The following is a 25,254-nucleotide window of genomic DNA, read 5'->3' as shown; positions in this document are numbered from 1 at the left end:
GACCCGCGCAGATCCTGATAAAAACCCAATGGAATTCATTCGTCGCCGTATCGAAACCCAGGTGCTGAGCCTCACCGGCCTGGCCCTGGGCCAACTGGACCTGGAAAACCCCAAGGGCGATCCCGGTCTGTTTGGCCCGCAATCGGTGTGCTGGCGAGTCAACAGCGACTTCACCAGCATGCTGATCGGCGGCATCGGCGCCCTGATGCTGCAAACCCTGCACCCGCTGGCGCTGGCCGGGGTCTGGGACCATTCCAGCTTTCGCCACGACATGCTCGGCCGCCTGCGGCGCACCGGGCAGTTCATTTCCGGCACCACCTTCGGCTCGACCCACGACGCGCAATGGCTGATCGACAAGGTGCGCACCATCCACCTGCAAGTCACCGGCACCGCCCCCGACGGCCGGCCTTACGCCGCCAGCGACCCGGCCCTGCTGACCTGGGTACACGTCGCCGAAGTCAGCAGCTTCATGGCCGCGCACCTGCGCTACGTCAACCCACACCTGCCACGCGCCGAGCAAGACGCCTACTTCACCGAAACCGCCCACGTCGCCGAACAACTGGGCGCCAGCAACGTGCCGCACACCGCGCAAGCCATCGACGACTACCTGTACGCCATTCGCGGCGAGCTGGTGTGCACCGAACGCAGCCATGAAGTGGTGCGCCTGCTACTCGAAGAGCCGGCACCCAACCGCCTGGTCAAACCCTTCGGCGCCCTGATGATGCAAGCCGGCATCGACCTGCTGCCCGACTGGGCCAGCCAGATGCTGGCCATCGAACAAGGCCGCACCAAACGCACCTTGATCCGTGCCGGGGTCAACCGCGTTGCGCCGGTACTGCGCTGGGCCGTGCGCAATGGCTCGGCCAACCGGGCACGGCGGCGCATGGGGGTGGAGTGACCGTGCGTAGAACCGTGGACCGACGTAGGACCGACTTCAGTCGGGAAGCAGACGCCACAAATCCGTGGTGATGCCCTTCGCGGCTAAAGCCGCTCCTACGCACAAATCTTCTAGACCCCGCGCCATACGCTGACACAACAATACCCTCCCAACCCACAGGCAAACGCACATGGCCACCGACCACTGGATCACCCTCAAACTGGACCTTGAGACCGGCATCGAGACGATCCGTGCGCACTTCACCGGCCATGCCTACGACCCGCACTGGCACGACAGCTACCTGATCGGCATCACCGAACAGGGCGTGCAGCAATTCAACTGCCGCCGCCAGTTGCACAGCAGCACGCCCGGCCAAGCGTTCATGCTCGAACCCGGCGAAATCCACGACGGCCACGCCCCTACACCCGGCGGCTTCACCTACTCGATGCTGTACCTGCAACCGCACTGGCTCGACGCCCAAATGCGCACCTTGTTCGAAGACGCCCCCGCCAACGGCCTGCCCGGTTTCAGCCAGACCCTGGCCTGCGAACCGGCACTGGTCCAGCGCATCGCCAACGCCTTCAGCGCCTTGCATCACCAAGACCTGCGCATCGTGCGCCACGCCGCCCTCGACGCGCTGCTGGAAACCCTCGCCACCACATTGCACTGGCGACCGCTCAGCGACGAGCCCCTGCGCTTGCCGTCAGTGGCGATCAAGGCCCGTGAATACCTGCACGCGCATGTCGAACAAGACATCGGCCTCGACGACCTGGCCACTGCCTGCGGCGTCGACCGCTTTCGCCTGTCGCGGGCCTTCAAGGCCGCCTACGGCCTGGCGCCCCACGCCTATCTGGTGCAACTGCGCCTGAGCCTGGCGCGCAAACTGCTGCGCCAGGGCCTGACGCCCGCCGACGTCGCCGCCGCCCTCGGCTTTGCCGACCAGAGCCATCTGGGCCGCTGGTTCCGCCGCGCCTACGGCCTGAGCCCGGCGCGCTACCGCAGCCACTGCACAAACCTTCCAGACCGCTGAGCCACCGGCACCGACAATCGCAGCCAGCCTTCATGGAGCCTGCCGATGTCTCAGTACCTGCCCTTTATCGCCTTTGCCTTCGTCGCCTCGATCACCCCCGGCCCGACCAACATTCTGGTGCTCAGCCACAGCGCCCTGCACGGCCTGAACGCCGCACTGCGCATCACCCTCGGCGCCTGCGCAGGTGCCGCCCTGATCGTTTTACTGGTCGGCCTGGGCCTGGGCGAAATCCTGCAAAGCCTGCCGTGGCTACAAACCGCCATGGCCTGGCTGGGCGTAGCCTGGATCACCCGACTGGCCTGGCAACTGTGGCGCAGCGCGGCCGCTTCCCTGACGCCCGAAGCCACCCGCCAGCCCATCGGCGCCTGGAGCGGCGCCAGCCTGCAAGCGATCAACCCCAAGACCTGGATCATGGCGCTAGCGGTGATCAGCGTCTTTGCCGGCGCGCAGGCCAGTGCCAGTGAGTACGGTTTGCACGCGGGGATTTTCTTTCTGGTCGCCATCCCGTGCCTGACGGTATGGGCCTTGGCAGGTCGCGGCGCCGTGCGGCTGCTGACCTCGGCGCGGGCGATGCAGCGTTTCAACCGGGCAATGGCGCTGCTGTTGCTGGTTTCTGCGTGGGCCAGTTTCCTACAAACCGCGTAACCGCGAATGCCACGCCACAAATTGCACATCATCACGATGCCCGCTATGGTTCACCCGTCGCTGTGAATCCAGCGACCGGGCGTCGCGGCCCGCTATTCAAGTTGGCGCACAAGCGCCCCCATATCGATTGCTCGCGCTTTTTCTATGCCTGCAATGTTGATTTATGGTTGTCGTGCGTGGGAGACCTTCGGGTCTGCCGGGAGCCAACTTGCCGGTCCGCGAACCTGCGCACGACTGCCACCCACAATCGCGTCGCGGTGATTCGTGGCAGCTCCACATCTCAGCGCCGTCTCAAAGCAAATATCCCGATCAAGCCCCCTCCACCGCCTCACCCTCTTCATCCCGCCGCCCATGCCGGCGCGCCATAACAATCCCGATAAACGAAATCACCAGCGCCAAACCAATCGTCGACGTAATCTCGGCACGATGCTCCGGCGTAATCATCATCACGACCAATGCCGCCGAGATAAATATAATCACCGCATACGTCAGCCACGGAAACAGCCACATCGGCAGCGCGATTTCAGCCTTCTGCCGGCTCAGCATCCGGCGCATGCGCAACTGCGACACCGCAATCACCAGATACACCAGCAACGCAATCGCCCCCGAACTGGCCAGCAAAAACTCAAACAACCCGGCAGGCGCGAAATAACTCACCACTGTAATCACCGCCCCCAGAATCGTACTGGCAAACACCGCCGTACGCGGCACACCCACCTTTGACGTCACCCGCACCGCAACCGGCGCCTCACCGCGTTTGCCCAGCGAATACAGCATGCGTGAAGAAATATAGATCGAAGAGTTCATGCAACTGCCGACCGCAACCAGCACCACCACATCGACCAAGAACTTGGCGAACGGAATATTCATGATCTCCAGCGCCCGCTGATAAGAACCCACCACCGCCAGTTGCGGGTCGTTCCACGGCACCACGGAGATAATCACAAACACCGATAGGATATAAAACACACCGATCCGCCAGATCACAGAACGGGTGGCGCGGGCGATGTTCTTCGCTGGATGACTGGACTCAGCCGCTGCAATAGTCACCGCTTCCGTGCCGATAAAACTGAACATCACCGTGATAAACGCACCGACCACCGCCGAATAACCATTCGGTGCAAAGCCGCCATGGTTCTCCATCAACTTGCTCAAGCCACTGACTTCACGCCCCGGCAACCAGCCCAACAACACCGCAAAGCCCAGACTGATAAATCCAATGATCGCCGCGACCTTGAACAGCGCAAACCAGAACTCGAACTCACCGTACTTGGCGACACTGAACAAATTGGTCGCCGCCAGCAAAATGATCGACAGCAACGCAAACAACCAGGCATCAACCTGCGGAAACCATTGATTAAGCACATGCCCCGCCGCCAGCGCCTCGATAGGAATCACCAACACCCAGAACCACCAGTACAACCAGCCAATGGTAAACCCCGCCCACGGCCCGATCGCCTGATCGGCATAAGTCGAAAACGACCCGATGTCCGGATTGGCCACCGCCATCTCCCCGAGCATGCGCATCACCAGCACCACCAACAAACCGGAGCAGGCGTAGGAAAGAATGGTAGCGGGACCTGCTGCGGCGATAGCATGCCCGGAGCCGACAAACAGACCGGCGCCGATAATGCCGGCAATCGAAAGCATCGTGACATGACGCGGCTTGAAGCCTTGCGCCAATTGACCATTGGAATCGGGGCTGATCATGGTGCTTGTTCTTCTCTTGTTCTGACGACGAGTGCTGATTGCACACTCTGGAGGCGGCGCACCTTACACGCTGTTGCAAACTCACACCACGCCAGCGCACGCCAATGAAAACGCATCGCCACCTTACCGTTGGGGCGTAGAGGGTTAATTACACGAGGACGCCGCGCATTGGAGCCGATTGCGACATGGGCTTAAGTGTGCCTTGCGGTGAAGGCTGAGTTTTTTCCTGATACGACGCTTTCGCATAGCAGCCACTGGGCTCATAAGCAGGCGGGTGTGTCGGATACTTTGCCCCGATCCAATGCCGCTCGCATGAACGCTTTCCTTAATGCCAGTTATCTTTGCTCATAAGACAAACAGAAGACATGAGGACTGACCCAAAAAAATTTAACACCATCCTATTGAATGATGGGCACACCCTTAATTAAAGCCCTTAACTCATCAAGCGATAACGATTATTGCAAATCTCAAAAAACAGACTGATACTACCACGGCTGAAAATCAAGCCAATGAAGGCTGCGTTATTTTTTATTCACAACCTAGGAACACTCAGCATGCTTGATCTTCTTTTAGCTTTTCTTTTTGGCATAGCTGTATGTGTTCGAATACACGAGGATCGAAAAAAATTTCTCGGGGAGCCAGTAAGCATTGCTTTTCGCTTACTCAAATATGGCTGCTTAGCCATAATGATTACTCTTTTGCTGGGCCTAGCCTATTTAGCAAAAAACCATGGGCAATAGTTTAATGCTTTAACGCCATTTGCACACGTAGCTCAAACGATTATGACAAACCGCCTGAACATCAAAACCTCATAAAGCTATAGTGAATGGCGCTCCAGAAAACCTCTTGTTACTTGAGCGTTTTTTTAAACACACAAGCTTCTATAGCAGAGAAAAAATGGCCGGGGCTTACGCCGCAGCCATTAAAGTTGAGGAGAACCGAATGGAAAAATCTAGAGTCTGTCAGGCAAATACGAAATATTTGCGCACGGTCTCGACCACTTCCCACGTGCCTTTCATGCCCACTTCGACGATGAACTTGTCACCCGCCTTCAAGTGAATCGGCTCCTGACCATCGGGGGTGATGATGCAATAGCCTTCCTGGAAATCGCAGTATTCCCACTTCACATACTCGACGCGCCATTTACCCGGCGTACAGATCCAGGTGCCCATGATTTTTGAGCCATCCTCGGAGGTGTAGGCGTTGAGGTTCACGGTGTGCGGCTCGCCTTCGATGCGTTCCCATTTGCAGGCGTCGACGACGGGTAGTGGGGTGGTATCGCGCAGGACGGTGATTGGGGGGGTGCTCATGGGAAGGGCCTGGGTAGTGGGGAATTGTCACCGCAGGGTATGGGGTTCGAGGGTGGTGGGGATGTCTGGGGTCGACGTTGGGTTGCTTGTTAGCGCACGGGTGAAACTTGCCCGGCTGCTCTGTCAGGCAGAGCAATTATGCCTTGCATCCAGAAGCGCGGTAGATAGCGGCCACCGAACTCTTGGGCAAACTGCTGCTCCCGCCTTTCAGTCTGCGGAAAATCGCGAATAACAGTGTAAAACAACATTCCGGAAGCCAGCGTGAGACATGCAAGCCACAGCCCATTGCTAAGTGAGTTGGTTGAGCACAGCGGCTCTCGCCATTCGTGCAAAGCTAGCAGCCAACCAACAACCAGCGCCAACCACAATTGCGAATATGGCATGACGATCACCCCGTCGACCATCGCTTGGGTCATCGCTCCGACTAAGCTGGTAGCCAAGCATAATCGCAGTAAATCGACAGGCTCGTTGGACAATGCTCGTTTGCGCAGTAGCCGCCATGTGGCAACTAGCCCATGTAAGGCTAACCCCATCACTATCAAGGTTGAGGGGACGCCCCATTCGCTGGCCCATTGTAGGATGGCTTGGTGTGGATGCGCCCCTACAGCGTTCCAAGTATCAGCAAAGTGCATTGGACCAAAACCCAGCAGCGGATGCTCCTTGATCATGTTCCAAGCCTGTTGCCAGAGAATTTCACGTGCTGACAGCGAGGTGCTGAGCCGGTCGCCGGCAAAGTTGTCTACGCTCATTCCTAACCAGACTGGCATAGCACTAAAAAGACCGACGAATAGGAGCACACCTACTGCTGCAGCGGCCAGTTGCCAAGCCGCCCAGTAACGCCCGGCCCTCCCTAGACTAAGCGCAATGAGGAGACTTGCCCCCATACCCAGCCATGTACCTCGCGTACCTCCGGTCACTGCAATCAGCCACCAACTGCTGAGTAAACCAAACAGCAAAGCTTTGCTTGACCAGCGATTCGGATATAAAAGCGGTAATACCAGAAGCGGCAAGGTGAAAGTCTGGAATTGCCCATAAAAACGCTTGTTGGAGAAACCGTCCAACAGCAGGTCCGTATCGATTACTGAAGCGGACGTCATGAAGGCAGCGACAGTTGAAGAAAAAAATTGAAAGGCTTTCAGGCCGCATATAAACACGACGAAACAGATAAGCAGCCCATCAAGTTTGGCGCCGTAATGCAGGCGTTGCTGGGTCAAGGATAGGGCAATACCGCCACAAAGCAAAAACACAGATAATTCGACCAGGGCCCAAGCAGGCTGATGTGCATTGAGGCTAGATATGACACCGCCTAATATAATCAGAAAAATCAGGAATTTAGTACGAACTTCAAAAACACTAATCAATGGCTTTTTTATAGCAAAAAACACTAGAATCGCCAAGGATGAGCAACCAATGATTAGTTGTGCTAAGCGTTGTTGATCATGACCAGAAAAATCCATAGAGCAAACAGTCACAACCATCACAACAGCGAAAAACAAGAAAAAAAACTTTTTCCCTACTGCATATAGCATTTAGCTTTAATTCCAAAGAAAAAGGCGCTAAAAGCGCCTTTTTTATAAATATCTAACCTTATGAGCCAGTGCAAGAACTTGGCGCGGCCTTCGCTGGCGAAACAGTACAGCCCCAAGTAATAGTACCGCCTACTTTATCTGCGTTACTAAAAGATGGCGTAAGGATAACCGCAGTCACACCAGCAGCTGTATTTGAGGTTGTAAGGGTACCTGAGCTGCATCCAGCAAGAGTAGTAGTTGTGCCTGTAGTATTGCACAGTGAAGCGCCGGTCAATCCATTGTTATAGTTCTCTGCTACCGCCAGCTTGGCAGACTCCATGCTTACGAGCAGAGCAGAGGCCTGCGCGCGCAAGGTATAATTTTGGTAAGACGGAATAGCAACCGCCGCTAGAATACCGATAATTGCGACAACGATCATCAGCTCGATCAATGTGAAACCTTTTTGTGCACTCATGCGTACTTCTCCAAAACGTCAAGGTTGAGTTCCTTGATTGTAGCCGAAGCACAGGTCATGCCACATTCCGACGGCAGTCCTTTTAGCTGCCCCAAATCAATCAAACCACTTTACACAAAACCTATTTTTGCAGAAAGTGACATTTTCTGTCACATACATCATCCTCATTTGGCAGCACAGCCCGACTACGCTATAACCGTCCCACTGTCTGTATGTGGTGGTTTTATGTCCGATGTCGTCCTTACCGGCCTGGCCAAGCAATTGGTCGTCGCCGAGCTGTTAACCGAGAAATCCGCCCAACAGGCTCACCAACAAGCGCGACGCGACAAAATCTCGCTGGTCACCTATCTGGTTCAGAACCGCTTGGTCAAAAGCCTGACGCTAGCTGAGGTCGCTTCCGACCAGTTTGGGGTGCCTTTTTTCGACCTCAGCAGTCTTGACAAGGAAAGTCAGCCAAAAGGCCTGGTCAGCGAAAAACTGGTACGCCAGCATCACGCACTCCCACTTTGGCGGCGCGGCAACAAGCTTTTTATTGGGGTCTCTGACCCGACCAATCACCAAGCTGTAACGGATATTCAGTTCAGCACGGGCCTCAACACCGAGGCCATTTTGGTTGAAGATGACAAGCTTTCCGATGCCATCGACAAAATGTTCGATACCGGCAACGGCTTGGGCGAAATGGCCGATGTTGATCTGGGTCTTGATATAGAACCAGTTGAGAGCGCCAAGGAAACCTCTCTAAGCACCCAGAACGATGCTGATGACGCCCCGGTGGTGCGTTTTGTAAACAAGATGCTGCTGGATGCCATCCGCATGGGCTCATCGGACTTGCACTTCGAGCCCTACGAGAAAGTTTTCCGGGTGCGTTTTCGTACCGATGGGATCTTGCATGAGGCCGCCAAACCCCCAATTCACTTGGCTGGCCGAATTGCCGCACGCCTGAAGGTCATGGCCAGCCTGGATATTTCCGAACGTCGCAAACCTCAGGATGGTCGGGTCAAACTCCGAATTTCCCAGAACAAGGCCATCGACTTCCGGATGAACACCTTGCCCACGCTCTGGGGCGAGAAGATCGTAATGCGGATTCTCGACCCGACCAGTGCGCAAATGGGTATCGACGCTCTAGGCTATGAGCCAGAGCAAAAAGACTTGTATCTGGAAGCTCTGAGACAGCCACAAGGCATGATTCTTGTTACTGGTCCCACAGGCTCGGGTAAGACCGTTTCGCTGTATACCGGCCTAAATATCCTCAACACGGTGAATATCAATATTTCTACCGCTGAAGACCCGGTAGAGATCAACCTGGAAGGCATCAACCAGGTCAACGTCAATCCGCGCCAAGGCATGGACTTTACCCAGGCGCTGCGCGCCTTCCTGCGCCAAGACCCTGACGTAATCATGGTCGGCGAGATTCGTGACTTGGAAACTGCCGAGATTGCCATCAAGGCTTCGCAAACCGGTCACTTGGTGCTGTCGACCCTACACACCAATAGCGCGGCAGAGACGCTGACCCGTCTGCACCATATGGGCGTGGCGGCTTTTAATATCGCGACAGCCATCAACCTGATCATCGCCCAGCGTCTGGCGCGAAAACTCTGCCCTCACTGCAAGAAAGAAGTCGATGTTCCTAATGAAACTCTGCTCAAGGAGGGCATTCCAGAAGCGCGCCTTGGCACATTCAAACTTTATGCACCCGTAGGCTGCGACCATTGCAACGGCGGGTACAAAGGGCGAGTCGGTATTTACGAGGTCGTAAAGAAGACCGCTGAACTGGAGCGCATCATCATGGAAGAAGGCAATTCCCTGGACATCTCCGTACAGATGCGCAAAGACGGTTTTAATGACCTGCGAACCTCGGGCTTGCATAAGGTCATGCAGGGCATTACCAGCCTGGAAGAAATCAACCGGGTGACCAAGGACTGAAGATGGCCAATAAAACAGTCAAACTTGTCACCTTTACCTGGGAAGGCATTGATCGCAAAGGCACCAAAACTCGTGGTGAACTGGACGGTCATAACATAGCCTTGGTCAAGGCGCAACTGCGCAAGCAAGGCATCAACCCGACCAAGGTACGCAAGAAACCGGTGTCGATCTTCAGCATGGGCAAGAAGATCAAGCCGCTGGATATCGCCTTCTTCTCTCGGCAAATGGCGACCATGTTGAAAGCCGGGGTGCCGCTGCTGCAGGCCTTCGATATCATCATTGAGGGTGCAGAAAAACCTAGCATGCAGGTACTGGTCAACTTCCTGAAACAAGAAGTGGCTGCTGGCAACAGCCTTGCTACAGCGCTGCGTCAGAAGCCCGAATACTTTGATGATTTGTACTGCAGCCTGGTCGATGCCGGTGAGCAAGCGGGCGCGCTTGAAACGCTGCTGGACCGGGTAGCCACCTACAAGGAAAAGACCGAAGCGCTCAAGGCCAAGATCAAGAAAGCGATGACTTACCCGATCGCGGTCATGGTCGTGGCATTTATCGTTACAGGTATTTTGCTGATCAAAGTGGTGCCGCAGTTTCAGTCCGTTTTTGCCGGATTTGGTGCGGAATTGCCTGCCTTTACCCTATTTGTGATCGGGCTGTCTGAAATCGTCCAGCAATGGTGGCTCATAATTCTCGGGCTCATGGTTGGCGGCGGTTTTCTATTCAAGCGTGCCTACAAACAATCACAGAAAATTCGAGATAACGTTGATCGATTCCTGCTCAAACTGCCACTTATCGGTGCCCTGATCTACAAATCCTCGGTGGCCCGCTATGCACGAACATTGGCCACGACCTTTGCTGCTGGCGTGCCTTTAGTCGAAGCGCTGGACTCGGTCGCTGGCGCCACGGGCAACGTGATCTTCAGAAATGCCGTGAATAAGGTCAAGCAGGACGTTTCCACGGGCATGCAGCTCAACTTCTCTATGCGAACCACCGATGTTTTCCCAAGCCTGGCCATACAAATGACCGCCATCGGCGAAGAGTCCGGAGCGCTGGACGGCATGCTCGATAAGGTTGCAACCTTCTACGAGGACGAGGTCGACAATATGGTCGACAGCCTGACTAGCCTCATGGAACCCATGATCATGGCCGTGCTTGGCGTTGTTGTTGGCGGTCTTGTTCTGGCCATGTATATGCCCATCTTCAAACTCGGTAGCGTCGTCTGATATGCAGTTCCTGGATTTCCTCGCAGCGTCACCAACAGCCCTGATCACCACCACCCTGATCCTCGGCCTCCTCATCGGCAGCTTCCTGAACGTAGTCATCCACCGCCTCCCCAAAATGATGCTCGCGGACTGGCGAACCCAGTCCCGCGAAATCCTGGAACTCCCACCAGAACCCAAATCAAAACCCTACAACCTGATCCTCCCCCACTCCCACTGCCCACGCTGCAACCACAAGATCCGCACCTGGGAAAACCTCCCGGTCCTCAGCTGGCTACTACTAAAAGGCCGCTGCTCCGCTTGCAAGACTCCGATCAGCAAACGCTACCCGCTGGTCGAACTCACCTGCGGCCTGCTCTCAGCCTTCATCGCCTGGCATTTCGGCTTCGGCTGGCAAACCGCAACGATGCTGGTCCTGACCTGGGGCCTGCTGGTGATGAGCATGATCGATGTCGATCACCAACTTCTCCCCGACTCGCTGGTCTTGCCACTGTTATGGCTCGGCCTGATCGTCAACAGTTTCGGCATCTTCACTTCGCTTACCGATGCGTTGTGGGGTGCGGTGGCGGGTTATCTGTCGTTGTGGTCGGTGTTCTGGCTGTTCAAGCTGGTGACCGGCAAGGAGGGTATGGGCTATGGCGATTTCAAGCTGTTGGCGATGCTCGGCGCCTGGGGCGGCTGGCAGGTGTTGCCGTTGACGATTCTGTTGTCGTCGGTGGTCGGTGCGGTGTTGGGCGTGATTTTGTTGCGTGTACGCCGGCTTGAAGGCGGTGCGCCGATGCCCTTTGGTCCTTATCTGGCAATTGCGGGGTGGATCGCTTTGCTGTGGGGTGGTCAAATAACCGACTCTTATCTGCAGTTTGCCGGTTTTAAATGACTCACCCTGTTGAAAAACCCTGGATTCTTGGCCTGACCGGCGGCATTGGCAGCGGCAAAAGTGCCGCTGCGCAGTGCTTTATCGACCTGGGCGTGCACACCGTGGATGCCGATCATGCGGCGCGCTGGGTGGTGGAGCCTGGGCGGCCGGCGCTGGCGCAGATCGCCGGGCATTTCGGGCCTGGTGTGTTGCAGGCCAATGGCGAGCTGGATCGTGCGGCGTTACGCGCGCTGATCTTTGCCAATCCCGAGCAGCGTCGCTGGCTGGAAGCGTTGCTGCATCCGCTGATCCGTCAGGAAATTGCCGATCATCTGGCCAAGGCGACGTCGCCTTACGCGATTCTGGTGTCGCCGCTGTTGATCGAGTCGGGGCAATACAAGACGACTCGACGCGTGCTGGTGATCGATGTTCCGCCCGAGCTGCAACTGGCGCGCACCGTGCAGCGTGATGGGGTGAGTCAGGCGCAGGTCGAGGCCATTCTCAAGGTGCAGGCGCCGCGTGAAGAGCGTTTGCGTCATGCCGACGATGTGTTGGTGAATGATCGCGACCCGGCCTGGTTGAAACAGGAAGTCGAGCGGCTGCACCATTTTTATCTGTCTTTGTCTGGAGGCCCTTCATGAGCCAAGCCACTATCGTCCAATGCCCAACCTGCGGCGCACCCGTGGAATGGAGCGCTGCCACGCCAACCCGGCCGTTTTGTTCGGACCGCTGTAAATTGATTGATCTGGGCGCGTGGGCGTCGGAAGAGCACAAGATTCCGGTGAGCCCGGATGCTGAGGATGATCTGTTTTCGGAAGAGCTGGAAAGGCCGTATCGCGAGCATTGATAGTGGTATGGGCCGCACCACCGTGTAGGAGCGCGCTTGCCCGCGACCGGCTGCGCAGCAGTCGTAAATTTGTGGAGTTTCATCAATTTTTATGGCCGCTTTGCGCCCAATCGCGGGCAGCACGCCCTCATCAAACATAAAATAACTTATTGATTTTATTGAATTAAAAACACCACTTGTAGGAGGCAGCTCTGCTGGCGATTGAGCACGAAGCGCTCACAGAAATCTATGAAACGCTGAACATTTACGACTGCTGCGCAGCCGATCGCGAGCAGAGCTCCCTCCTACAGGATGATGTTTGCTGCGCGACAGCGCGGCGCCCTGGCGGCGGGTGATCTTCTACCGGTCTGCGTTAGAGCGGCTTTTCCAGTGCTGTGCGCAGCGCCTGGGTATCACCGAACTGCTGTTGCTCGACCACCTTGCCGTCACGCAATTGCAGCCACAAGATCTTATCCTCGTCCCCCGGGTACTGCGGTACCACGCGTGATTCGCGGTCGAGCATGACGCGGTAGTTGTAGTCGCGCATTTTCGGGATGGCGAACATCGTGGCGATGATCGAGGGCATTTTCTGGATGTCGGCGACGAACACGGTGTTGCGCGTGTCCAGATAGCCTTTGGGCTTGCCTTCAAGGGCGGTCTTGAGCAGTTTGGCGGCGTCCATGCTGCGGGCCACCAGCAGGGTTTGCGCCTTGTCGTTCAAGGTATACGGCTGGTCGTACTGGTCGAGCAACGTCCAGGGCGCCAGGTGTTCGCCGGTTTGCAGGGCCTGGGCGCTCAGGGGCAGTAGCGCCAGCAACAGGATAGGCAGCAATTTCAATGCGTTGTCCTCGCGTATCGTTATAGGGGGGCAATCAAGCGGCGATTGTGCGCCTGTCTGCCGCGTGGCAGGCTACAGGCATCACACGCCGCCTGAACAGGCACTTACATATTCAGTTACAGCGATGCGACGGCCCAATGGATGATCCAGACTACCTGCGCCTGCTGACCAACCAGGCCGAACAAGCCAATGCCTTTCTTTCCAATGCGCGAAAGTGGGAACGCGAGCGCTGGGTGTGTCAGCGCCTGTTGCAGGGCTTGAATATCCCGCACAGCAACGAGGATTTCCTGCCGGCCAGTCAGGAGCCGCCAGACGTGCTGTTTCTTGACGCACGTTTCGAGGTGTTTTTCGTCATCGACGAAGGCCGCCGACTGAACGATGAATGGCGCGAAGAACTCGCCCGTCGCCGCAGTGCCTATAACCTCAGCCAGTTGGTCCGCCGCGAGGCCAAGCCCAAGCGGGTGCCGGCACCGGCGCTGTTGCGGCGCCTGGCACCGACCCTGAGCAAAAAGGCCAGTAATTACCGCGAACGCGGGCTGGACCTGGGCGAGCTGGACATCATCGCCTTTGCCAGCCTCAAGCGTGAGTCGCTGGACCTCAACAGTCACTTTCCGCCGCCTACCGAATATTTGCGTCAGGGCTGGCGTTCGCTGTCGCTGGTGGGGTCAAATTTTGCCCGGGTGTTGTTTGCCCATCCCGGCGCACCGGATTTCTTGCGGACCAACCTGGGCCGCACCGTGGTGTTCGATGTGGGGATCAGCCTGTGATGAGTCCGCTGCAACAGTTGATTGCCGATGTACCGCAGCAGGGCCAAGTGCGCTGGATCGGTGTGCGTCCGCAATCACGGGCGGCGATGCTCGAGCTGGAAGCGGTGGAAGCACGCCGCGAAGCCGGTCTGACGGGTGATCATGCCCGCCCCGGCCCGCGTAATGCCCGGCAGGTGACGCTGATTCAGTGGGAGCATCTGGCGGTGATCAGTTCGTTGCTGGGCCGCCCTGTGGATAACCCGGTGCTGGCGCAGGATCTGCGGCGCAACCTGGTGATCAGCGGCATCAACCTGTTCAGCCTCAAGAACCGGCGCTTTCGGATTGGTCAGGCGATTTTTGAAACCACCGGCTGGTGCCAGCCTTGCGCACGCCTGGAGCAGAATCTGGGCCTGGGTACGTTTCAGGCGGTACGTGGGCATGGCGGAATTACGGCGCGAGTGATACAAAGCGGAATCATTCGCTTATGCGACACGCTGCAGGTCGAACCGCCGCACTTATAAACCTTGTAACGTATCAGCGGTCTATTGCGTCTATACCCCATTCAATACGAGTCGTGCGTTGTGCCCAGCCACCTCTTGAAGCCTTTTTCAGTACGGTCCGCCGCTATGAGCTGCCCTATTGCGCTCGCGAAGACCGTGCCACCCGCTTTCCTTAACCTTACGAGTAATCCCTATGACTCATCGCATTGTCATCGTTGGCGGCGGCGCCGGCGGTCTCGAGCTGGCCACCCGCCTGGGTAAAACCCTGGGCAAGAAAGGCACCGCCAGCGTCACGCTGGTCGACGCCAACCTGACCCATATCTGGAAACCGCTGCTGCACGAAGTGGCGGCTGGCTCGCTCAACTCTTACGAGGACGAGCTGAACTATGTGGCCCAGGCCAAGTGGAACCACTTTCAGTTTCAGCTCGGGCGCATGACCGGGCTGGATCGCGCCAATCGCAAGATTCATCTGGCGGCAACTCAAGACGAGAACGGCAATGAGCTGGTGCCGGCACGCAGCCTGGACTACGACAGTCTGGTGATTGCGGTGGGCAGCACCACTAATGATTTCGGCACGCTGGGCGCTGCCGAGCACTGCCTGTTTCTCGATACGCGCAAACAGGCCGAGCGCTTTCACCAGCAGTTGCTCAACCGCTACTTGCGTGCGCACGCCGGCCAGGACGACAGCACTCAGGAAATCAGCGTGGCGATCGTGGGCGCTGGCGCGACGGGCGTGGAGTTGGCGGCAGAGTTGCACAACGCGGCTCACGAACTGGCCGCCTATGGGCTGGGCCGGCTCAAGCCGGAAAACCTGCGCATTACCGTGATAGAAGCAGGCCCGCGGGTATTGCCCGCCCTGCCCGAGCGCATCGGCGGCCCGGTGCACAAGACGCTGGAAAAACTCGGCGTCACGGTGCTGACCAATGCGGCGGTCAGCGAAGTAACCGCTGACACGCTGGTGACCAGCAGCGGCCAGGTCATTCCGGCGGTGCTCAAGGTCTGGGCAGCGGGCATTCGTGCGCCGGGATTTCTGCAGGACCTGGACGGGCTGGAGAGCAATCGCATCAATCAGTTGCAGGTGTTGCCGACCTTGCAGACCACCCGCGACGAAAACATCTTCGCCTTTGGTGACTGCGCCGCCTGCCCGCAAAAAGGCAGCGACCGCAATGTGCCGCCTCGCGCCCAGGCCGCGCATCAGCAGGCTTCGTTGCTGGCCAAATCGCTGCGCCTGCGCATCGAAGGCAAACCACTGCCGGAGTACAGCTACAAGGACTACGGTTCGCTGATCTCGCTGTCGCGCTTCTCGGCGGTCGGCAACCTGATGGGCAACCTCACCGGCAGCGTGATGCTGGAAGGCTGGCTGGCGCGGATGTTTTATATCTCGCTGTACCGCATGCACCAGATGGCGCTGTATGGCGCGTTCCGTACGCTGATGTTGATGCTGGGCAGCCGGATAGGTAAAGGCACCGAGCCGAGAATGAAGCTGCATTGATGGGTTTGCGGATGAAACCCCGAAGGGTTTCATCCGCATCGCCGCTCACGCAATCTCCTTGAATCAAATCCCCACCGCACCAGTCACACCTTTCGTAAGCCGGAAAACCGGCATGTCTACGAACGAGGTGCGGTATGGATTTGGCTATCAAAGGGCGGGTTGCGCTGATTACCGGCGCCAGTGGCGGCATCGGCCTGGCAACCGCGCGTCTGCTGGGCGAAGAAGGGGTGCATCTGGTGCTGACCGATCTGGATCAGGATGCACTGAATAAAGCGTGCACCGGCTTGCCGGGCGAGCCCATGCTCTTCGCGGCCGACATGACCGATCAGGCTCAGGTCGATCATCTGGTCAGGCAGGCGGGTGCCCGCTTCGGCCATGTCGACATCGTGGTGCACACCGCAGGCGTCACCGGCGCCAAAGGTGATCCGCTGGAACTGACCGACGAGGACTACCAGCACGCCTGGGACACCGACTTTTTCTCGGCCGTGCGGGTAGCACGCGCCACCATCCCCACCATGCGCAGTCGTAACTGGGGCCGCTTCGTCTGTATCACCTCTGAAAACGCCGTGCAGCCCTACTGGGAAGAGGCGGTCTACAACACCGCCAAAGCTGCGCTGGCGGCCTTCGTGAAGAACCTGTCGTACAAGGAGGCCGCGCACGGTGTGCTGTGCAATACCGTGGCGCCCGCCTTTATCGAAACCAATATGACCGACGGCATGATGAAGCAGCGTGCCGAGGAAATGGGTGTGTCGTTCGAGGAGGCCGTGAAGACCTTTCTGGATGAAGAACGTCCGGGCATCGTGCAGAAACGCCGTGGTCAGGTCGAGGAAGTCGCGGCGGCGATTGCCTGGCTGGTGTCGGACCGGGCGACGTTCGTCAATGGCAGCAACCTGCGGGTCGACGGTGGCTCGGTTCAGGCGGTGCAGAACTGAGTCTGCGCGGTAAAACACACGCGCACAAAAAAGGCGTCCCGAAGGACGCCTTTTTTGTTTGATTCACAGCAACTGGTCTGTGAATCCAGATTTTCGCCCTGGCAAAGCCAGGTGAAAATGGTCGGGGTAAGGGGATTCGAACTCCTGACATCCTGCTCCCAAAGCAGGCGCGCTACCGGACTGCGCTATACCCCGTTGCTACTTACAACACGCCTTGTTAAGGGCGCTTTTACAAGAATGATGCGACTGGCATCATTTCCCTAAGATTCGACCCGGTGTTGCAAGGTCAAAAATGGTGGGTCGTGTAGGATTCGAACCTACGACCAATTGGTTAAAAGCCAACTGCTCTACCAACTGAGCTAACGACCCAAAAATGGTCGGGGTAAGGGGATTCGAACTCCTGACATCCTGCTCCCAAAGCAGGCGCGCTACCGGACTGCGCTATACCCCGACTTGTACAACCCGAACCTGAATCTGGCTCCACGACCTGGACTCGAACCAGGGACCCAGTGATTAACAGTCACTTGCTCTACCAACTGAGCTATCGCGGAACGTCTTCAGATCCAATCTCTTCGCCGTTTACACTTCGCGTTTCGCGTTACGTTCACGTCTCTGAGGCGCGCCATTCTACAAGATTCGAAACACCTGTCAACACCCTAAATTGCTTTTACTACAATGATTTGCGATTTTTTTTCGTAGGACCGACTTTAGTCGGGAAAGCACCACCACAATATTGCGTTGGCGCCCTTCGCGGCTAAAGCCGCTCCTACGAGATGGTTACGAGGTGGTATCAGGCAAACACGATCTCGTCGCCTTCCAGGCTGCCGGTAATGGTCGAGCCCGGCACGAAGCGTCCCGACAGGATCAACTGCGCCAGCGGGTTCTCGATCCAGCGCTGGATGGCACGCTTGAGTGGCCGTGCGCCATATACCGGGTCGTAGCCCACCGCGATCAGCTTGTCCAGCGCCTCAGGGCTGAGCACCAGGTTCAGCTCGCGCTCGGCCAGACGGCCCAGCAGGCGGCTCAGCTGGATCTGGGTGATGCCGGCAATCTGCTCACGACCCAGCGGCTCGAAGATCACCACCTCGTCGATACGGTTGATGAATTCCGGGCGGAAGTGCGTGCCCACGGCATCCATCACCGCAGCCCGTTGCGCTTCACGATCACCGACCAGTTCCTGGATCTGCGCCGAGCCCAGGTTGGAGGTCATCACGATCACGGTATTACGGAAATCCACCGTGCGCCCGTGGCTGTCGGTCAGGCGGCCGTCTTCCAGCACCTGCAACAGAATGTTGAACACATCGCTGTGCGCCTTCTCGACCTCATCCAGCAGGATCACCGCATACGGTTTGCGCCGTACCGCTTCGGTCAGGTAGCCGCCCTCTTCGTAACCCACATAGCCCGGTGGTGCACCGATCAGCCGCGCCACGGAATGTTTCTCCATGAACTCGGACATATCGATGCGGACCATGGCCTCTTCGGTGTCGAACAAGAACTCGGCCAGCGCCTTGCACAGCTCGGTCTTGCCCACCCCGGTAGGGCCCAGGAACATGAACGAGCCGCTCGGGCGGTTCGGGTCGGAGAGCCCGGCACGTGAACGGCGCACTGCGTTGGCCACCGCGACCACGGCCTCTTCCTGACCGATCACGCGCTGGTGCAGCAGGCTTTCCATTTTCAGCAGCTTCTCGCGCTCGCCTTCGAGCATCTTCGCCACCGGAATGCCGGTCCACTTGGAGACCACCTCGGCGATTTCTTCTTCGGTCACGCGGCTGCGCAGCAACTGGTTCTCGGGCTTGCCGTGCTGGTCGACCATTTGCAGGCTGCGTTCCAGGTCCGGGATGATCCCGTACTGCAATTCGGCCATACGGTTCAGGTCGCCACGCCGACGCGCCGCTTCCAGTTCCTGACGCGATTGCTCGATCTTTTGCTGAATCTGCGCAGAGCCTGTCACTTCGGCTTTTTCCGAGGTCCAGATTTCTTCGAGGTCGGCGTATTCACGCTCCAGACGCTCGATCTCGATTTGCAGTTTTTCCAGACGCTTGATCGCAGCGTCGTCGTCTTCTTTCTTTAATGCCTGGGATTCGACCTTCAGTTGAATCAGGCGGCGCTCCAGGCGGTCGAGCACTTCAGGCTTGGAGTCGATTTCCATACGAATGCGGCTGGCCGCTTCGTCGATCAGGTCGATGGCCTTGTCGGGCAACTGCCGGTCGGTGATATAGCGGTGGCTGAGCTTGGCCGCCGCAATGATCGCGCCGTCGGTGATTGCCACCTTGTGGTGGACCTCGTAGCGCTCTTTAAGGCCACGCAGGATGGCGATGGTGTCTTCTTCGCTCGGCTCTTCGACCAGCACTTTCTGAAAGCGCCGCTCAAGGGCCGCGTCCTTCTCTATATATTGGCGGTACTCGTTGAGTGTGGTCGCGCCAACGCAATGCAGCTCGCCACGCGCCAGTGCCGGCTTGAGCATGTTGCCGGCGTCCATCGAGCCCTCGCCCTTGCCGGCGCCGACCATGGTGTGCAATTCGTCGATAAACAGAATGATCTGGCCTTCCTGCTTGCCCAGTTCATTGAGCAAGGACTTGAGGCGCTCTTCGAACTCGCCACGGAACTTGGCACCGGCAATCAGCGCCCCCATGTCCAGCGACAGCAAGCGTTTGCCGCGCAGGCCATCGGGCACTTCACCATTGATGATGCGTTGCGCCAGTCCTTCGGCAATCGCGGTCTTGCCCACGCCGGGCTCACCGATCAATACCGGGTTGTTCTTGGTACGGCGCTGCAACACCTGAATGGTGCGACGAATCTCATCGTCGCGGCCGATGACCGGGTCGAGCTTGCCCTCTTCGGCACGCTTGGTCAGGTCGATGGTGTATTTGTCCAGCGCCTGACGCGACTCTTCGACATTGGCGTCATTGACCGCATTGCCGCCGCGCAGGTTATTGATGGCGTTTTCCAGGGCTTTTTTGCTGACGCCCTGGCCCAGCAACAATTTGCCGATCTTGCTGTTCTCGTCCATGGCCGCCAGCAGCACCACTTCGCTGGAGATGAACTGGTCGCCCTTCTGCTGCGCCAGGCGATCGGCCTGGTTGAGCAGGCGCGCCAGGTCCTGCGACATGTTGACGTCGCCGGTGGGGTTCTGGATTTTCGGCAAGGCATCGAGCTCTTTGCCCAGTTCCTTGCGCAGGCTGTTGACGTCAAAGCCGACCTGCATCAGCAGGGGCTTGATCGAGCCGCCCTGCTGTTCAAGCAAGGCGTGCAATAAATGCACCGGTTCGATGGCCGGATGATCGAAGCCGACGGCCAGTGACTGGGCATCGGATAAGGCTAACTGGAGTTTGCTGGTCAATCTGTCGATACGCATTCTTCACCTTCCTATTGAGCAGGCCGGAGCAATGAACACACCTGTAAAGAAAACCTGCTGGATTACCCGTTAGATGCGGACAATTCTGCCGGTTTCAAGTGACAGACCGTTGATACAGGTCAGGCACGGCTGATCCAGATCAAGGAAGCGAAGCGCCCGGTGCGGGCAGCGCGGCGATAGGAGAAGAACCGTTCGTCGGTAAAGGTATCAAAGCCGCCGCCGTAGACAGCCTGAATGCCATGCGCAGCCAGGCGCAAACGTGCCAGCGCGTAGATATCGGCCATGTAACGACCGGCATTGACGCTGGGAATAAAGGCAGCGCTGGTTTGCGGATGGGTGGCGATGAAGGCCTCACGCACCTCGACGCCGACCTCGAAGGACGGCTGGCCAATGGCGGGACCCAGCCACACCAGAATATCCTCCGGCGCACTGTGCAGGCTGTCGGCCGTGGCTTCCAGCACGCCAGCGGCCAGACCACGCCAGCCGGCGTGGGCAGCGGCAACACGGGTGCCGGCGCGGTTGCAGAACAAAGCCGGCAAGCAGTCGGCAGTCATGATGGTGCAGGCCACGCCGGGCGTTTCGCTCCAGCTGGCATCGGCCTCATCGACCTGTGCCGGATTGGCCCGCGCCACCACCACACCGTGCACCTGCCGCAGCCAGGCCGGTTGCACGTTCAACTGTGAGGTCAGTTGCAAGCGATTGCTGGCCACCGCCTCAGGACTGTCCTGAACATGGTCGCCCAGATTGAAGCGGTCGAACGGGGCCTGGCTGACGCCGCCGGCTCTGGTGGTCACGCAGGCGCGAACGTGCGCCGGCGCGGGCCAGTCAGGCGTCAGCCAGTCGGTGATCACCCGACGAACGCCTCGCGGTCCTGCTTGAGCAGCGACAGCAACCAGACGAAGTCTTCTGGCAATGGCGATTCCCAGCGCATGCGCTGGCCGGTCACCGGGTGATCCAGCTCCAGGAAGCGCGCATGCAGGGCCTGACGCGGGAAGGTCTTCAGCGACTCGACCAGGGTCTGGCTGGCAGCCGGCGGAATGCGGAAGCGTCCGCCGTAGGCCGGGTCACCGATCAACGGAAAGTTGATATGCGCCATGTGCACACGAATCTGGTGAGTACGGCCGGTTTCGAGCTTGACCCGTACATGGGTGTGGCTACGGAAACGGTCCAGCACGCGGTAATGACTCACCGCCGGCTTGCCGTTGTCCATCACCGCCATGCGCTGGCGCTGCTGACCGTGACGGCCGATCGGCGCGTCGATCTTGCCACCGGCAGTCACGACACCGATCACGATGCACTCATAGATGCGGCTGACCGTGCGGCCCTGCAACTGGTTGACCAGTTGGGTCTGGGCCTGCAACGTCTTGGCCACCACCATCAAACCGGTGGTGTCTTTATCCAGACGGTGCACGATGCCGGCGCGCGGCACATTGATAATGTCGGGCACGTGGTGCAGCAAGGCGTTGAGCAACGTGCCGTCGGCATGGCCAGCGGCCGGATGGACCACCAGGCCTGCAGGCTTGTTGATGACCAGGATCTGATCGTCTTCATAGACGATGTCCAGAGCGATGTCCTGGGCGATCCACTCACCCTGGGCTTCCTGCTCGGCGGTCAGGTGCAGAATGGAGCCACCGTAGACGATATCGCGCGGGCGCAAAACGTTGCCGTCGACCGTCAGACGGCCGTCCTTGATCCAGGTGACAAGGCGCGAGCGCGAGTATTCGGCAAACAATTGGGCGGCGACTTGATCGAGGCGTTGACCACCCGAATCGGACGGTACCTCTGCGCTTAGTTCTATATTTTCGGACATGGCCAGACTGGAAGGCGGCTAGCCTTTGGTTTCGGCAGCGCGCTTGTGGTTAAATACGGCGTCTTTTGCCCCGACAGTTTTCGCGGGGCGCTCATCATAACAGGACGGCCCCGCCCAAGACAGCAGGCCGTTATAGGACGCAAGCCGCCATGCAAGTGAAACACCTGCTGCTGATCGCCATCCTCGCAACGACTGCGGCCTGCTCGTCGAAAGAAGTCATTGACGAGAACCTCAGCGAAGTCGAGCTGTACCAGCAGGCGCAGAACGACCTGGGGAACAACAGCTACAACAGTGCCACCGAGAAACTCAAGGCGCTGGAGTCGCGGTATCCGTTTGGTCGCTACGCCGACCAGGCACAGCTCGAACTGATCTATGCGAACTACAAGAACGGTGAACCGGAGGCTGCCAAATCGGCTGCCGAACGGTTTATCCGCCTGCACCCCGAGCACCCGAACGTCGACTACGCGTACTACATGCGCGGCCTGACCTCCTTCGACCAGGACGTTGGCCTGCTGGCGCGCTTCCTGCCGCTGGACCAGACCAAACGTGACCCGGGCGCGGCCCGCGACTCGTTCAACGAGTTCGCCCAGTTGACCAGCCGTTACCCCAACAGCCGTTATTCGCCTGACGCCAAGCAGCGCATGATTTACCTGCGCAACCTGCTGGCGGCCTACGAAATCCACGTCGCCGACTACTACCTGACCCGCCAGGCGTATGTCGCAGCCGCCAACCGTGGCCGTTATGTCGTGGAAAACTTCCAGGAAACCCCATCGGTCGGCGACGGCCTGGCGGTGATGGTCGAAGCCTACCAGCGCCTGCACCTGGACGACCTGTCGGCCACCAGCCTGGAAGTGCTCAAGGCCAACTACCCGAAACACCCGCAAGTGGCCGATGGCGAGTTCACCCCACGCGAGCCTGAAGCGGACAACCGCTCGTGGCTGTCCAAGGCGACCCTGGGCATGATCGGCAGCAGCGCCCCGCTGCCACCGGGCGAAACCCGCGCCAATCAGGACATCGTGCGTCAGTACCAGGACGCCAAGTCGGCCATCCCGAAAGAGCTGCTGCCGGAAAACCAGGCAGAACTCGACGAGCAGGCCGAAGAGGCACAGAAAGCGGCCGGCAAGAAAAGCCGCTCGTGGTTCAGCTACGCAACGTTCGGCCTGTTCGACTAAGACCGTGCGCTGATAAAAAAGAGGCCTGCGGGCCTCTTTTTTTGTCTATATTTGCGCTCTCGCAGGACCGGCTTTCTTTGTGCTCTCGTAGGACCGGCTTTAGCCGGGAATGCCACACCGCAGATTGGTGGCGCCCGCTTCCCGACTAAAGTCGGTCCTACGTCAGATCTTCGCCCGGCCTTTAGCCCATTATCCAACTTCAAGCGATTAACCATGATTCGTATCATCCTGTGGGCCGTCCTGATTGCGGTGGCCGTCTGGTTCGTCAAGCGTTTGCTCAACCCGCGCAAGCCGCCGGCCGCACCGCCTGCGCCTGCAGAACCCGCGCCCATGGTGCGTTGCGCCCAGTGCGGCGTTCACCTTCCTCGCGACCGCGCATTGAGCCAGGAACAGCAATGGTTTTGCAGCGAGGCACACAGGCTCCAAGGCCCCGCCTCGCGTGAACACTGAGCCACTGTTACTGAGTAGTCCGCTCGCGCAACGGATCCTGCGGCTCTACCACCTCTATCGTCTGGTCATCGGCATCATGCTGGTGTTGCTGGTGTCCACCGATCTGGACATCGAGCTGCTGGAGATGGCCAACCCGAACCTGTTTCGGGCCGGCTGCTGGATTTATCTGGTGTTCAATATTCTGGTGGTCGTGCTGCTGGAGCGGCCCCGGCACAAGGCGCAGATGTTCAGCCTGGCGCTGAGCGATGTGATTCTGCTCTCGGGGCTGTTCTATGCCGGTGGCGGACCGGCCAGCGGCATCGGCAACCTGCTGATCGCCTCGGTTGCCATCAGCAATATCCTGCTACGCGGGCGCATCGGCCTGTTGATTGCGGCGGTGTCGGCGATCGGCATCATCTACCTGACTTTCTACCTGAGCTTCAACAACAGCAAGACCACCAACGACTATGTGCAGGCCGGCAGCCTTGGCGCGCTGTGCTTTGCCGTCGCCCTGTTGATGCAGGCCCTGACCGCTCGCCTGCAGATCAGCGAAGGGCTGGCCGAACAACGCGCCGCCGATGTCGATAACCTCGAAGAACTCAATGGCCTGATTCTGCAACGCATGCGCACCGGCATTCTGGTGCTCGATGCCGGCCGACAAGTGCTGCTGGTCAACCAAAGCGCCCTGGCGCTGCTGGGCCACACGCATTTGCTGGGTGAAGTGATCGACGAGTACTGCCCGCACCTGGTCGAACGCCTGCGGCACTGGCGCATGAACCCGATCCGGGTGCCTGGCAGCTTCCAGAACTCACCGGCCGGTCCCGTACTGCAAGCCAGTTTCGCCACCCTCAACCGCAGCGATCAGCGCCAGACCCTGGTGTTTCTCGAAGACCTCTCGCAAATCGCCCATCAGGCCCAGCAGCTCAAGCTCGCCGCCTTAGGACGCCTGACGGCCGGCATCGCCCACGAGATCCGCAACCCGCTGGGCGCGGTCAGCCATGCGGTGCAATTGCTCAACGAATCAGAAGAACTGAGCACTGACGACCGTCGTCTGGGGCAGATCATTCACGACCAGTCGCGGCGCATCAACGTGGTCATCGAAAACGTGCTGCAACTGTCGCGCCGACGCGAATCAGAAGCCCAGTTGCTTAACCTGGCAAGCTGGTTGAACGGCTTTGTCAGCGAATGGCGCAGCAGCGCCGCGCCCCATCAGCACCTGCACAGCGATATCGGCGGCGGCCTGCTGACCACGCGCATGGACGCCGAACAACTGCATCAGATCCTCAGTAACCTGGTGAACAACGGCTTGCGCCACAGCGGCCAGGCCCATGAACAGGCGCAGGTGTGGCTGAGGCTATTTCATCATCCGGTCAGCGACCTGCCGACCCTGGAAGTGCTGGACGACGGCAATGGCGTGGCCGAACAGCACCTGAGCAAAATCTTCGAGCCGTTTTTCACCACGCAAAGCAAAGGCACCGGGCTTGGCCTGTACCTGTCCCGCGAACTGTGCGAAAGCAATCAGGCGCATCTGGACTATTCTCTGCGACAAGGCGGTGGCAGTTGTCTGCGCATTACCTTCGCCCATCCGTTCAAGTTGAGTTGA

Annotated in this window: 23 protein-coding genes and 4 tRNA genes; 15 read left to right on the top strand and 12 right to left on the bottom strand. The window is 58.5% G+C overall.

Annotated elements, in window-relative coordinates; all coding sequences use genetic code 11:
- The first annotated feature begins 28 nt into the window (after positions 1-28).
- The 3 genes from ACYP2A_RS06530 (at position 29) to ACYP2A_RS06520 (ending at position 2,552) form a co-directional block, all read left to right on the top strand.
- Complete coding sequence (locus tag ACYP2A_RS06530) at positions 29-898, top strand: oxygenase MpaB family protein (RefSeq protein ID WP_459743794.1); 870 nt, start codon at positions 29-31, stop codon at positions 896-898.
- Between the two features lie 169 nt (positions 899-1,067).
- Complete coding sequence (locus tag ACYP2A_RS06525; RefSeq protein WP_459743792.1) at positions 1,068-1,907, top strand: AraC family transcriptional regulator; 840 nt, start codon at positions 1,068-1,070, stop codon at positions 1,905-1,907.
- A gap of 45 nt (positions 1,908-1,952) precedes the next feature.
- A complete protein-coding gene (locus ACYP2A_RS06520) occupies positions 1,953-2,552 on the top strand; it encodes a LysE family translocator (protein WP_459743790.1) in 600 nt (199 codons plus the stop codon).
- A gap of 309 nt (positions 2,553-2,861) precedes the next feature.
- Here the strand turns inward: ACYP2A_RS06520 and ACYP2A_RS06515 are convergent, their stop codons facing one another.
- The 4 genes from ACYP2A_RS06515 to ACYP2A_RS06500 all read right to left on the bottom strand — a co-directional run bounded on the left by ACYP2A_RS06515 (position 2,862) and on the right by ACYP2A_RS06500 (position 7,555).
- Positions 2,862-4,262 (bottom strand): amino acid permease, encoded by a 1,401-nt coding sequence (locus ACYP2A_RS06515; RefSeq protein WP_459743789.1) that lies wholly within the window; start codon positions 4,260-4,262, stop codon positions 2,862-2,864.
- A 962-nt stretch (positions 4,263-5,224) separates the two neighbouring features.
- A complete protein-coding gene (locus ACYP2A_RS06510; RefSeq protein WP_459743787.1) occupies positions 5,225-5,572 on the bottom strand; it encodes a cupin domain-containing protein in 348 nt (115 codons plus the stop codon).
- A gap of 89 nt (positions 5,573-5,661) precedes the next feature.
- On the bottom strand, positions 5,662-7,101 hold the full coding sequence (locus ACYP2A_RS06505; RefSeq protein WP_459743786.1) for an O-antigen ligase family protein: 1,440 nt from the start codon (positions 7,099-7,101) through the stop codon (positions 5,662-5,664).
- A 58-nt stretch (positions 7,102-7,159) separates the two neighbouring features.
- Positions 7,160-7,555 (bottom strand): pilin, encoded by a 396-nt coding sequence (locus ACYP2A_RS06500; protein WP_459743785.1) that lies wholly within the window; start codon positions 7,553-7,555, stop codon positions 7,160-7,162.
- A gap of 225 nt (positions 7,556-7,780) precedes the next feature.
- Between ACYP2A_RS06500 and pilB the strand changes: the two genes are divergently transcribed.
- The 5 genes from pilB to yacG are packed head-to-tail and all read left to right on the top strand — an operon-like array spanning position 7,781 to position 12,398.
- Positions 7,781-9,478: a type IV-A pilus assembly ATPase PilB gene (gene pilB / locus ACYP2A_RS06495; protein WP_459743849.1), complete on the top strand. Its 1,698-nt coding sequence runs from the start codon at positions 7,781-7,783 to the stop codon at positions 9,476-9,478.
- A 2-nt stretch (positions 9,479-9,480) separates the two neighbouring features.
- Positions 9,481-10,698 (top strand): type II secretion system F family protein, encoded by a 1,218-nt coding sequence (locus ACYP2A_RS06490; RefSeq protein ID WP_459743784.1) that lies wholly within the window; start codon positions 9,481-9,483, stop codon positions 10,696-10,698.
- Between the two features lies 1 nt (position 10,699).
- The gene (locus ACYP2A_RS06485; protein WP_459743783.1) at positions 10,700-11,572 is read left to right on the top strand and encodes a prepilin peptidase; all 873 of its coding nucleotides are present in this window, start codon (positions 10,700-10,702) and stop codon (positions 11,570-11,572) included.
- The gene (coaE, locus tag ACYP2A_RS06480) at positions 11,569-12,192 is read left to right on the top strand and encodes a dephospho-CoA kinase (protein ID WP_459743781.1); all 624 of its coding nucleotides are present in this window, start codon (positions 11,569-11,571) and stop codon (positions 12,190-12,192) included. Before ACYP2A_RS06485 ends, coaE begins: the two co-directional genes overlap by 4 nt.
- Positions 12,189-12,398: a DNA gyrase inhibitor YacG gene (yacG, locus tag ACYP2A_RS06475; RefSeq protein WP_459743780.1), complete on the top strand. Its 210-nt coding sequence runs from the start codon at positions 12,189-12,191 to the stop codon at positions 12,396-12,398. The genes coaE and yacG overlap by 4 nt, the downstream gene beginning before the upstream one ends.
- Positions 12,399-12,750: 352 nt before the next feature.
- Here the strand turns inward: yacG and ACYP2A_RS06470 are convergent, their stop codons facing one another.
- Positions 12,751-13,215: a hypothetical protein gene (locus tag ACYP2A_RS06470; protein ID WP_459743779.1), complete on the bottom strand. Its 465-nt coding sequence runs from the start codon at positions 13,213-13,215 to the stop codon at positions 12,751-12,753.
- A gap of 137 nt (positions 13,216-13,352) precedes the next feature.
- On the opposite strand from ACYP2A_RS06470, the gene ACYP2A_RS06465 reads away from it, so the two are divergent.
- The 4 genes from ACYP2A_RS06465 (at position 13,353) to ACYP2A_RS06450 (ending at position 16,885) form a co-directional block, all read left to right on the top strand.
- The gene (locus ACYP2A_RS06465) at positions 13,353-13,982 is read left to right on the top strand and encodes a DUF1780 domain-containing protein (protein WP_459743777.1); all 630 of its coding nucleotides are present in this window, start codon (positions 13,353-13,355) and stop codon (positions 13,980-13,982) included.
- Positions 13,982-14,482, top strand: a complete 501-nt coding sequence (locus ACYP2A_RS06460; RefSeq protein WP_459743775.1) for an MOSC domain-containing protein — start codon at positions 13,982-13,984, stop codon at positions 14,480-14,482. The genes ACYP2A_RS06465 and ACYP2A_RS06460 overlap by 1 nt, the downstream gene beginning before the upstream one ends.
- 172 nt (positions 14,483-14,654) lie before the next feature.
- Complete coding sequence (locus tag ACYP2A_RS06455; RefSeq protein ID WP_459743773.1) at positions 14,655-15,953, top strand: NAD(P)/FAD-dependent oxidoreductase; 1,299 nt, start codon at positions 14,655-14,657, stop codon at positions 15,951-15,953.
- Between the two features lie 134 nt (positions 15,954-16,087).
- Positions 16,088-16,885: an SDR family NAD(P)-dependent oxidoreductase gene (locus tag ACYP2A_RS06450; protein ID WP_459743771.1), complete on the top strand. Its 798-nt coding sequence runs from the start codon at positions 16,088-16,090 to the stop codon at positions 16,883-16,885.
- A gap of 118 nt (positions 16,886-17,003) precedes the next feature.
- Here the strand turns inward: ACYP2A_RS06450 and ACYP2A_RS06445 are convergent.
- The 7 genes from ACYP2A_RS06445 to rluD form a co-directional block, all read right to left on the bottom strand.
- Positions 17,004-17,080: transfer RNA gene (locus ACYP2A_RS06445), tRNA-Pro, on the bottom strand.
- 98 nt (positions 17,081-17,178) lie between these two features.
- Positions 17,179-17,254: transfer RNA gene (locus ACYP2A_RS06440), tRNA-Lys, on the bottom strand.
- A 5-nt stretch (positions 17,255-17,259) separates the two neighbouring features.
- A tRNA-Pro gene (locus tag ACYP2A_RS06435) sits at positions 17,260-17,336 on the bottom strand.
- A gap of 24 nt (positions 17,337-17,360) precedes the next feature.
- Positions 17,361-17,436, bottom strand: a tRNA-Asn gene (locus ACYP2A_RS06430).
- Between the two features lie 239 nt (positions 17,437-17,675).
- Positions 17,676-20,240, bottom strand: a complete 2,565-nt coding sequence (gene clpB, locus ACYP2A_RS06425) for an ATP-dependent chaperone ClpB (protein WP_459743770.1) — start codon at positions 20,238-20,240, stop codon at positions 17,676-17,678.
- Between the two features lie 119 nt (positions 20,241-20,359).
- Complete coding sequence (pgeF, locus tag ACYP2A_RS06420) at positions 20,360-21,088, bottom strand: peptidoglycan editing factor PgeF (RefSeq protein ID WP_459743848.1); 729 nt, start codon at positions 21,086-21,088, stop codon at positions 20,360-20,362.
- The gene (rluD, locus tag ACYP2A_RS06415) at positions 21,088-22,050 is read right to left on the bottom strand and encodes a 23S rRNA pseudouridine(1911/1915/1917) synthase RluD (RefSeq protein ID WP_459743768.1); all 963 of its coding nucleotides are present in this window, start codon (positions 22,048-22,050) and stop codon (positions 21,088-21,090) included. The genes pgeF and rluD overlap by 1 nt, the downstream gene beginning before the upstream one ends.
- Before the next feature lie 149 nt (positions 22,051-22,199).
- Here rluD and ACYP2A_RS06410 point away from each other — a divergent pair, with 149 nt between their 5' ends.
- The 3 genes from ACYP2A_RS06410 (at position 22,200) to ACYP2A_RS06400 (ending at position 25,254) form a co-directional block, all read left to right on the top strand.
- Entirely contained in the window at positions 22,200-23,222 is a 1,023-nt protein-coding gene (locus tag ACYP2A_RS06410; RefSeq protein WP_459743767.1) for an outer membrane protein assembly factor BamD, read from the top strand.
- A gap of 213 nt (positions 23,223-23,435) precedes the next feature.
- Positions 23,436-23,672 (top strand): PP0621 family protein, encoded by a 237-nt coding sequence (locus ACYP2A_RS06405; protein WP_459743766.1) that lies wholly within the window; start codon positions 23,436-23,438, stop codon positions 23,670-23,672.
- Complete coding sequence (locus ACYP2A_RS06400; protein WP_459743765.1) at positions 23,662-25,254, top strand: sensor histidine kinase; 1,593 nt, start codon at positions 23,662-23,664, stop codon at positions 25,252-25,254. Before ACYP2A_RS06405 ends, ACYP2A_RS06400 begins: the two co-directional genes overlap by 11 nt.

It is taken from the genome of Pseudomonas sp. 3A(2025) (assembly GCF_054589175.1).
This window is presented reverse-complemented; position numbering and strand designations above follow the sequence as displayed.

What these genes read in the sequence shown, in the direction of transcription:
- ACYP2A_RS06530 (WP_459743794.1), top strand. Translation starts at nt 29, where the DNA reads ATGGAATTCATTCGTCGCCGTATCGAAACCCAGGTGCTGAGCCTCACC.
- ACYP2A_RS06525 (WP_459743792.1), top strand. Translation starts at nt 1,068, where the DNA reads ATGGCCACCGACCACTGGATCACCCTCAAACTGGACCTTGAGACCGGC.
- ACYP2A_RS06520 (WP_459743790.1), top strand. Translation starts at nt 1,953, where the DNA reads ATGTCTCAGTACCTGCCCTTTATCGCCTTTGCCTTCGTCGCCTCGATC.
- ACYP2A_RS06515 (WP_459743789.1), bottom strand. Translation starts at nt 4,262, where the DNA reads ATGATCAGCCCCGATTCCAATGGTCAATTGGCGCAAGGCTTCAAGCCG.
- ACYP2A_RS06510 (WP_459743787.1), bottom strand. Translation starts at nt 5,572, where the DNA reads ATGAGCACCCCCCCAATCACCGTCCTGCGCGATACCACCCCACTACCC.
- ACYP2A_RS06505 (WP_459743786.1), bottom strand. Translation starts at nt 7,101, where the DNA reads ATGCTATATGCAGTAGGGAAAAAGTTTTTTTTCTTGTTTTTCGCTGTT.
- ACYP2A_RS06500 (WP_459743785.1), bottom strand. Translation starts at nt 7,555, where the DNA reads ATGAGTGCACAAAAAGGTTTCACATTGATCGAGCTGATGATCGTTGTC.
- pilB (WP_459743849.1), top strand. Translation starts at nt 7,781, where the DNA reads ATGTCCGATGTCGTCCTTACCGGCCTGGCCAAGCAATTGGTCGTCGCC.
- ACYP2A_RS06490 (WP_459743784.1), top strand. Translation starts at nt 9,481, where the DNA reads ATGGCCAATAAAACAGTCAAACTTGTCACCTTTACCTGGGAAGGCATT.
- ACYP2A_RS06485 (WP_459743783.1), top strand. Translation starts at nt 10,700, where the DNA reads ATGCAGTTCCTGGATTTCCTCGCAGCGTCACCAACAGCCCTGATCACC.
- coaE (WP_459743781.1), top strand. Translation starts at nt 11,569, where the DNA reads ATGACTCACCCTGTTGAAAAACCCTGGATTCTTGGCCTGACCGGCGGC.
- yacG (WP_459743780.1), top strand. Translation starts at nt 12,189, where the DNA reads ATGAGCCAAGCCACTATCGTCCAATGCCCAACCTGCGGCGCACCCGTG.
- ACYP2A_RS06465 (WP_459743777.1), top strand. Translation starts at nt 13,353, where the DNA reads ATGGATGATCCAGACTACCTGCGCCTGCTGACCAACCAGGCCGAACAA.
- ACYP2A_RS06460 (WP_459743775.1), top strand. Translation starts at nt 13,982, where the DNA reads ATGAGTCCGCTGCAACAGTTGATTGCCGATGTACCGCAGCAGGGCCAA.
- ACYP2A_RS06455 (WP_459743773.1), top strand. Translation starts at nt 14,655, where the DNA reads ATGACTCATCGCATTGTCATCGTTGGCGGCGGCGCCGGCGGTCTCGAG.
- ACYP2A_RS06450 (WP_459743771.1), top strand. Translation starts at nt 16,088, where the DNA reads ATGGATTTGGCTATCAAAGGGCGGGTTGCGCTGATTACCGGCGCCAGT.
- clpB (WP_459743770.1), bottom strand. Translation starts at nt 20,240, where the DNA reads ATGCGTATCGACAGATTGACCAGCAAACTCCAGTTAGCCTTATCCGAT.
- rluD (WP_459743768.1), bottom strand. Translation starts at nt 22,050, where the DNA reads ATGTCCGAAAATATAGAACTAAGCGCAGAGGTACCGTCCGATTCGGGT.
- ACYP2A_RS06410 (WP_459743767.1), top strand. Translation starts at nt 22,200, where the DNA reads ATGCAAGTGAAACACCTGCTGCTGATCGCCATCCTCGCAACGACTGCG.
- ACYP2A_RS06405 (WP_459743766.1), top strand. Translation starts at nt 23,436, where the DNA reads ATGATTCGTATCATCCTGTGGGCCGTCCTGATTGCGGTGGCCGTCTGG.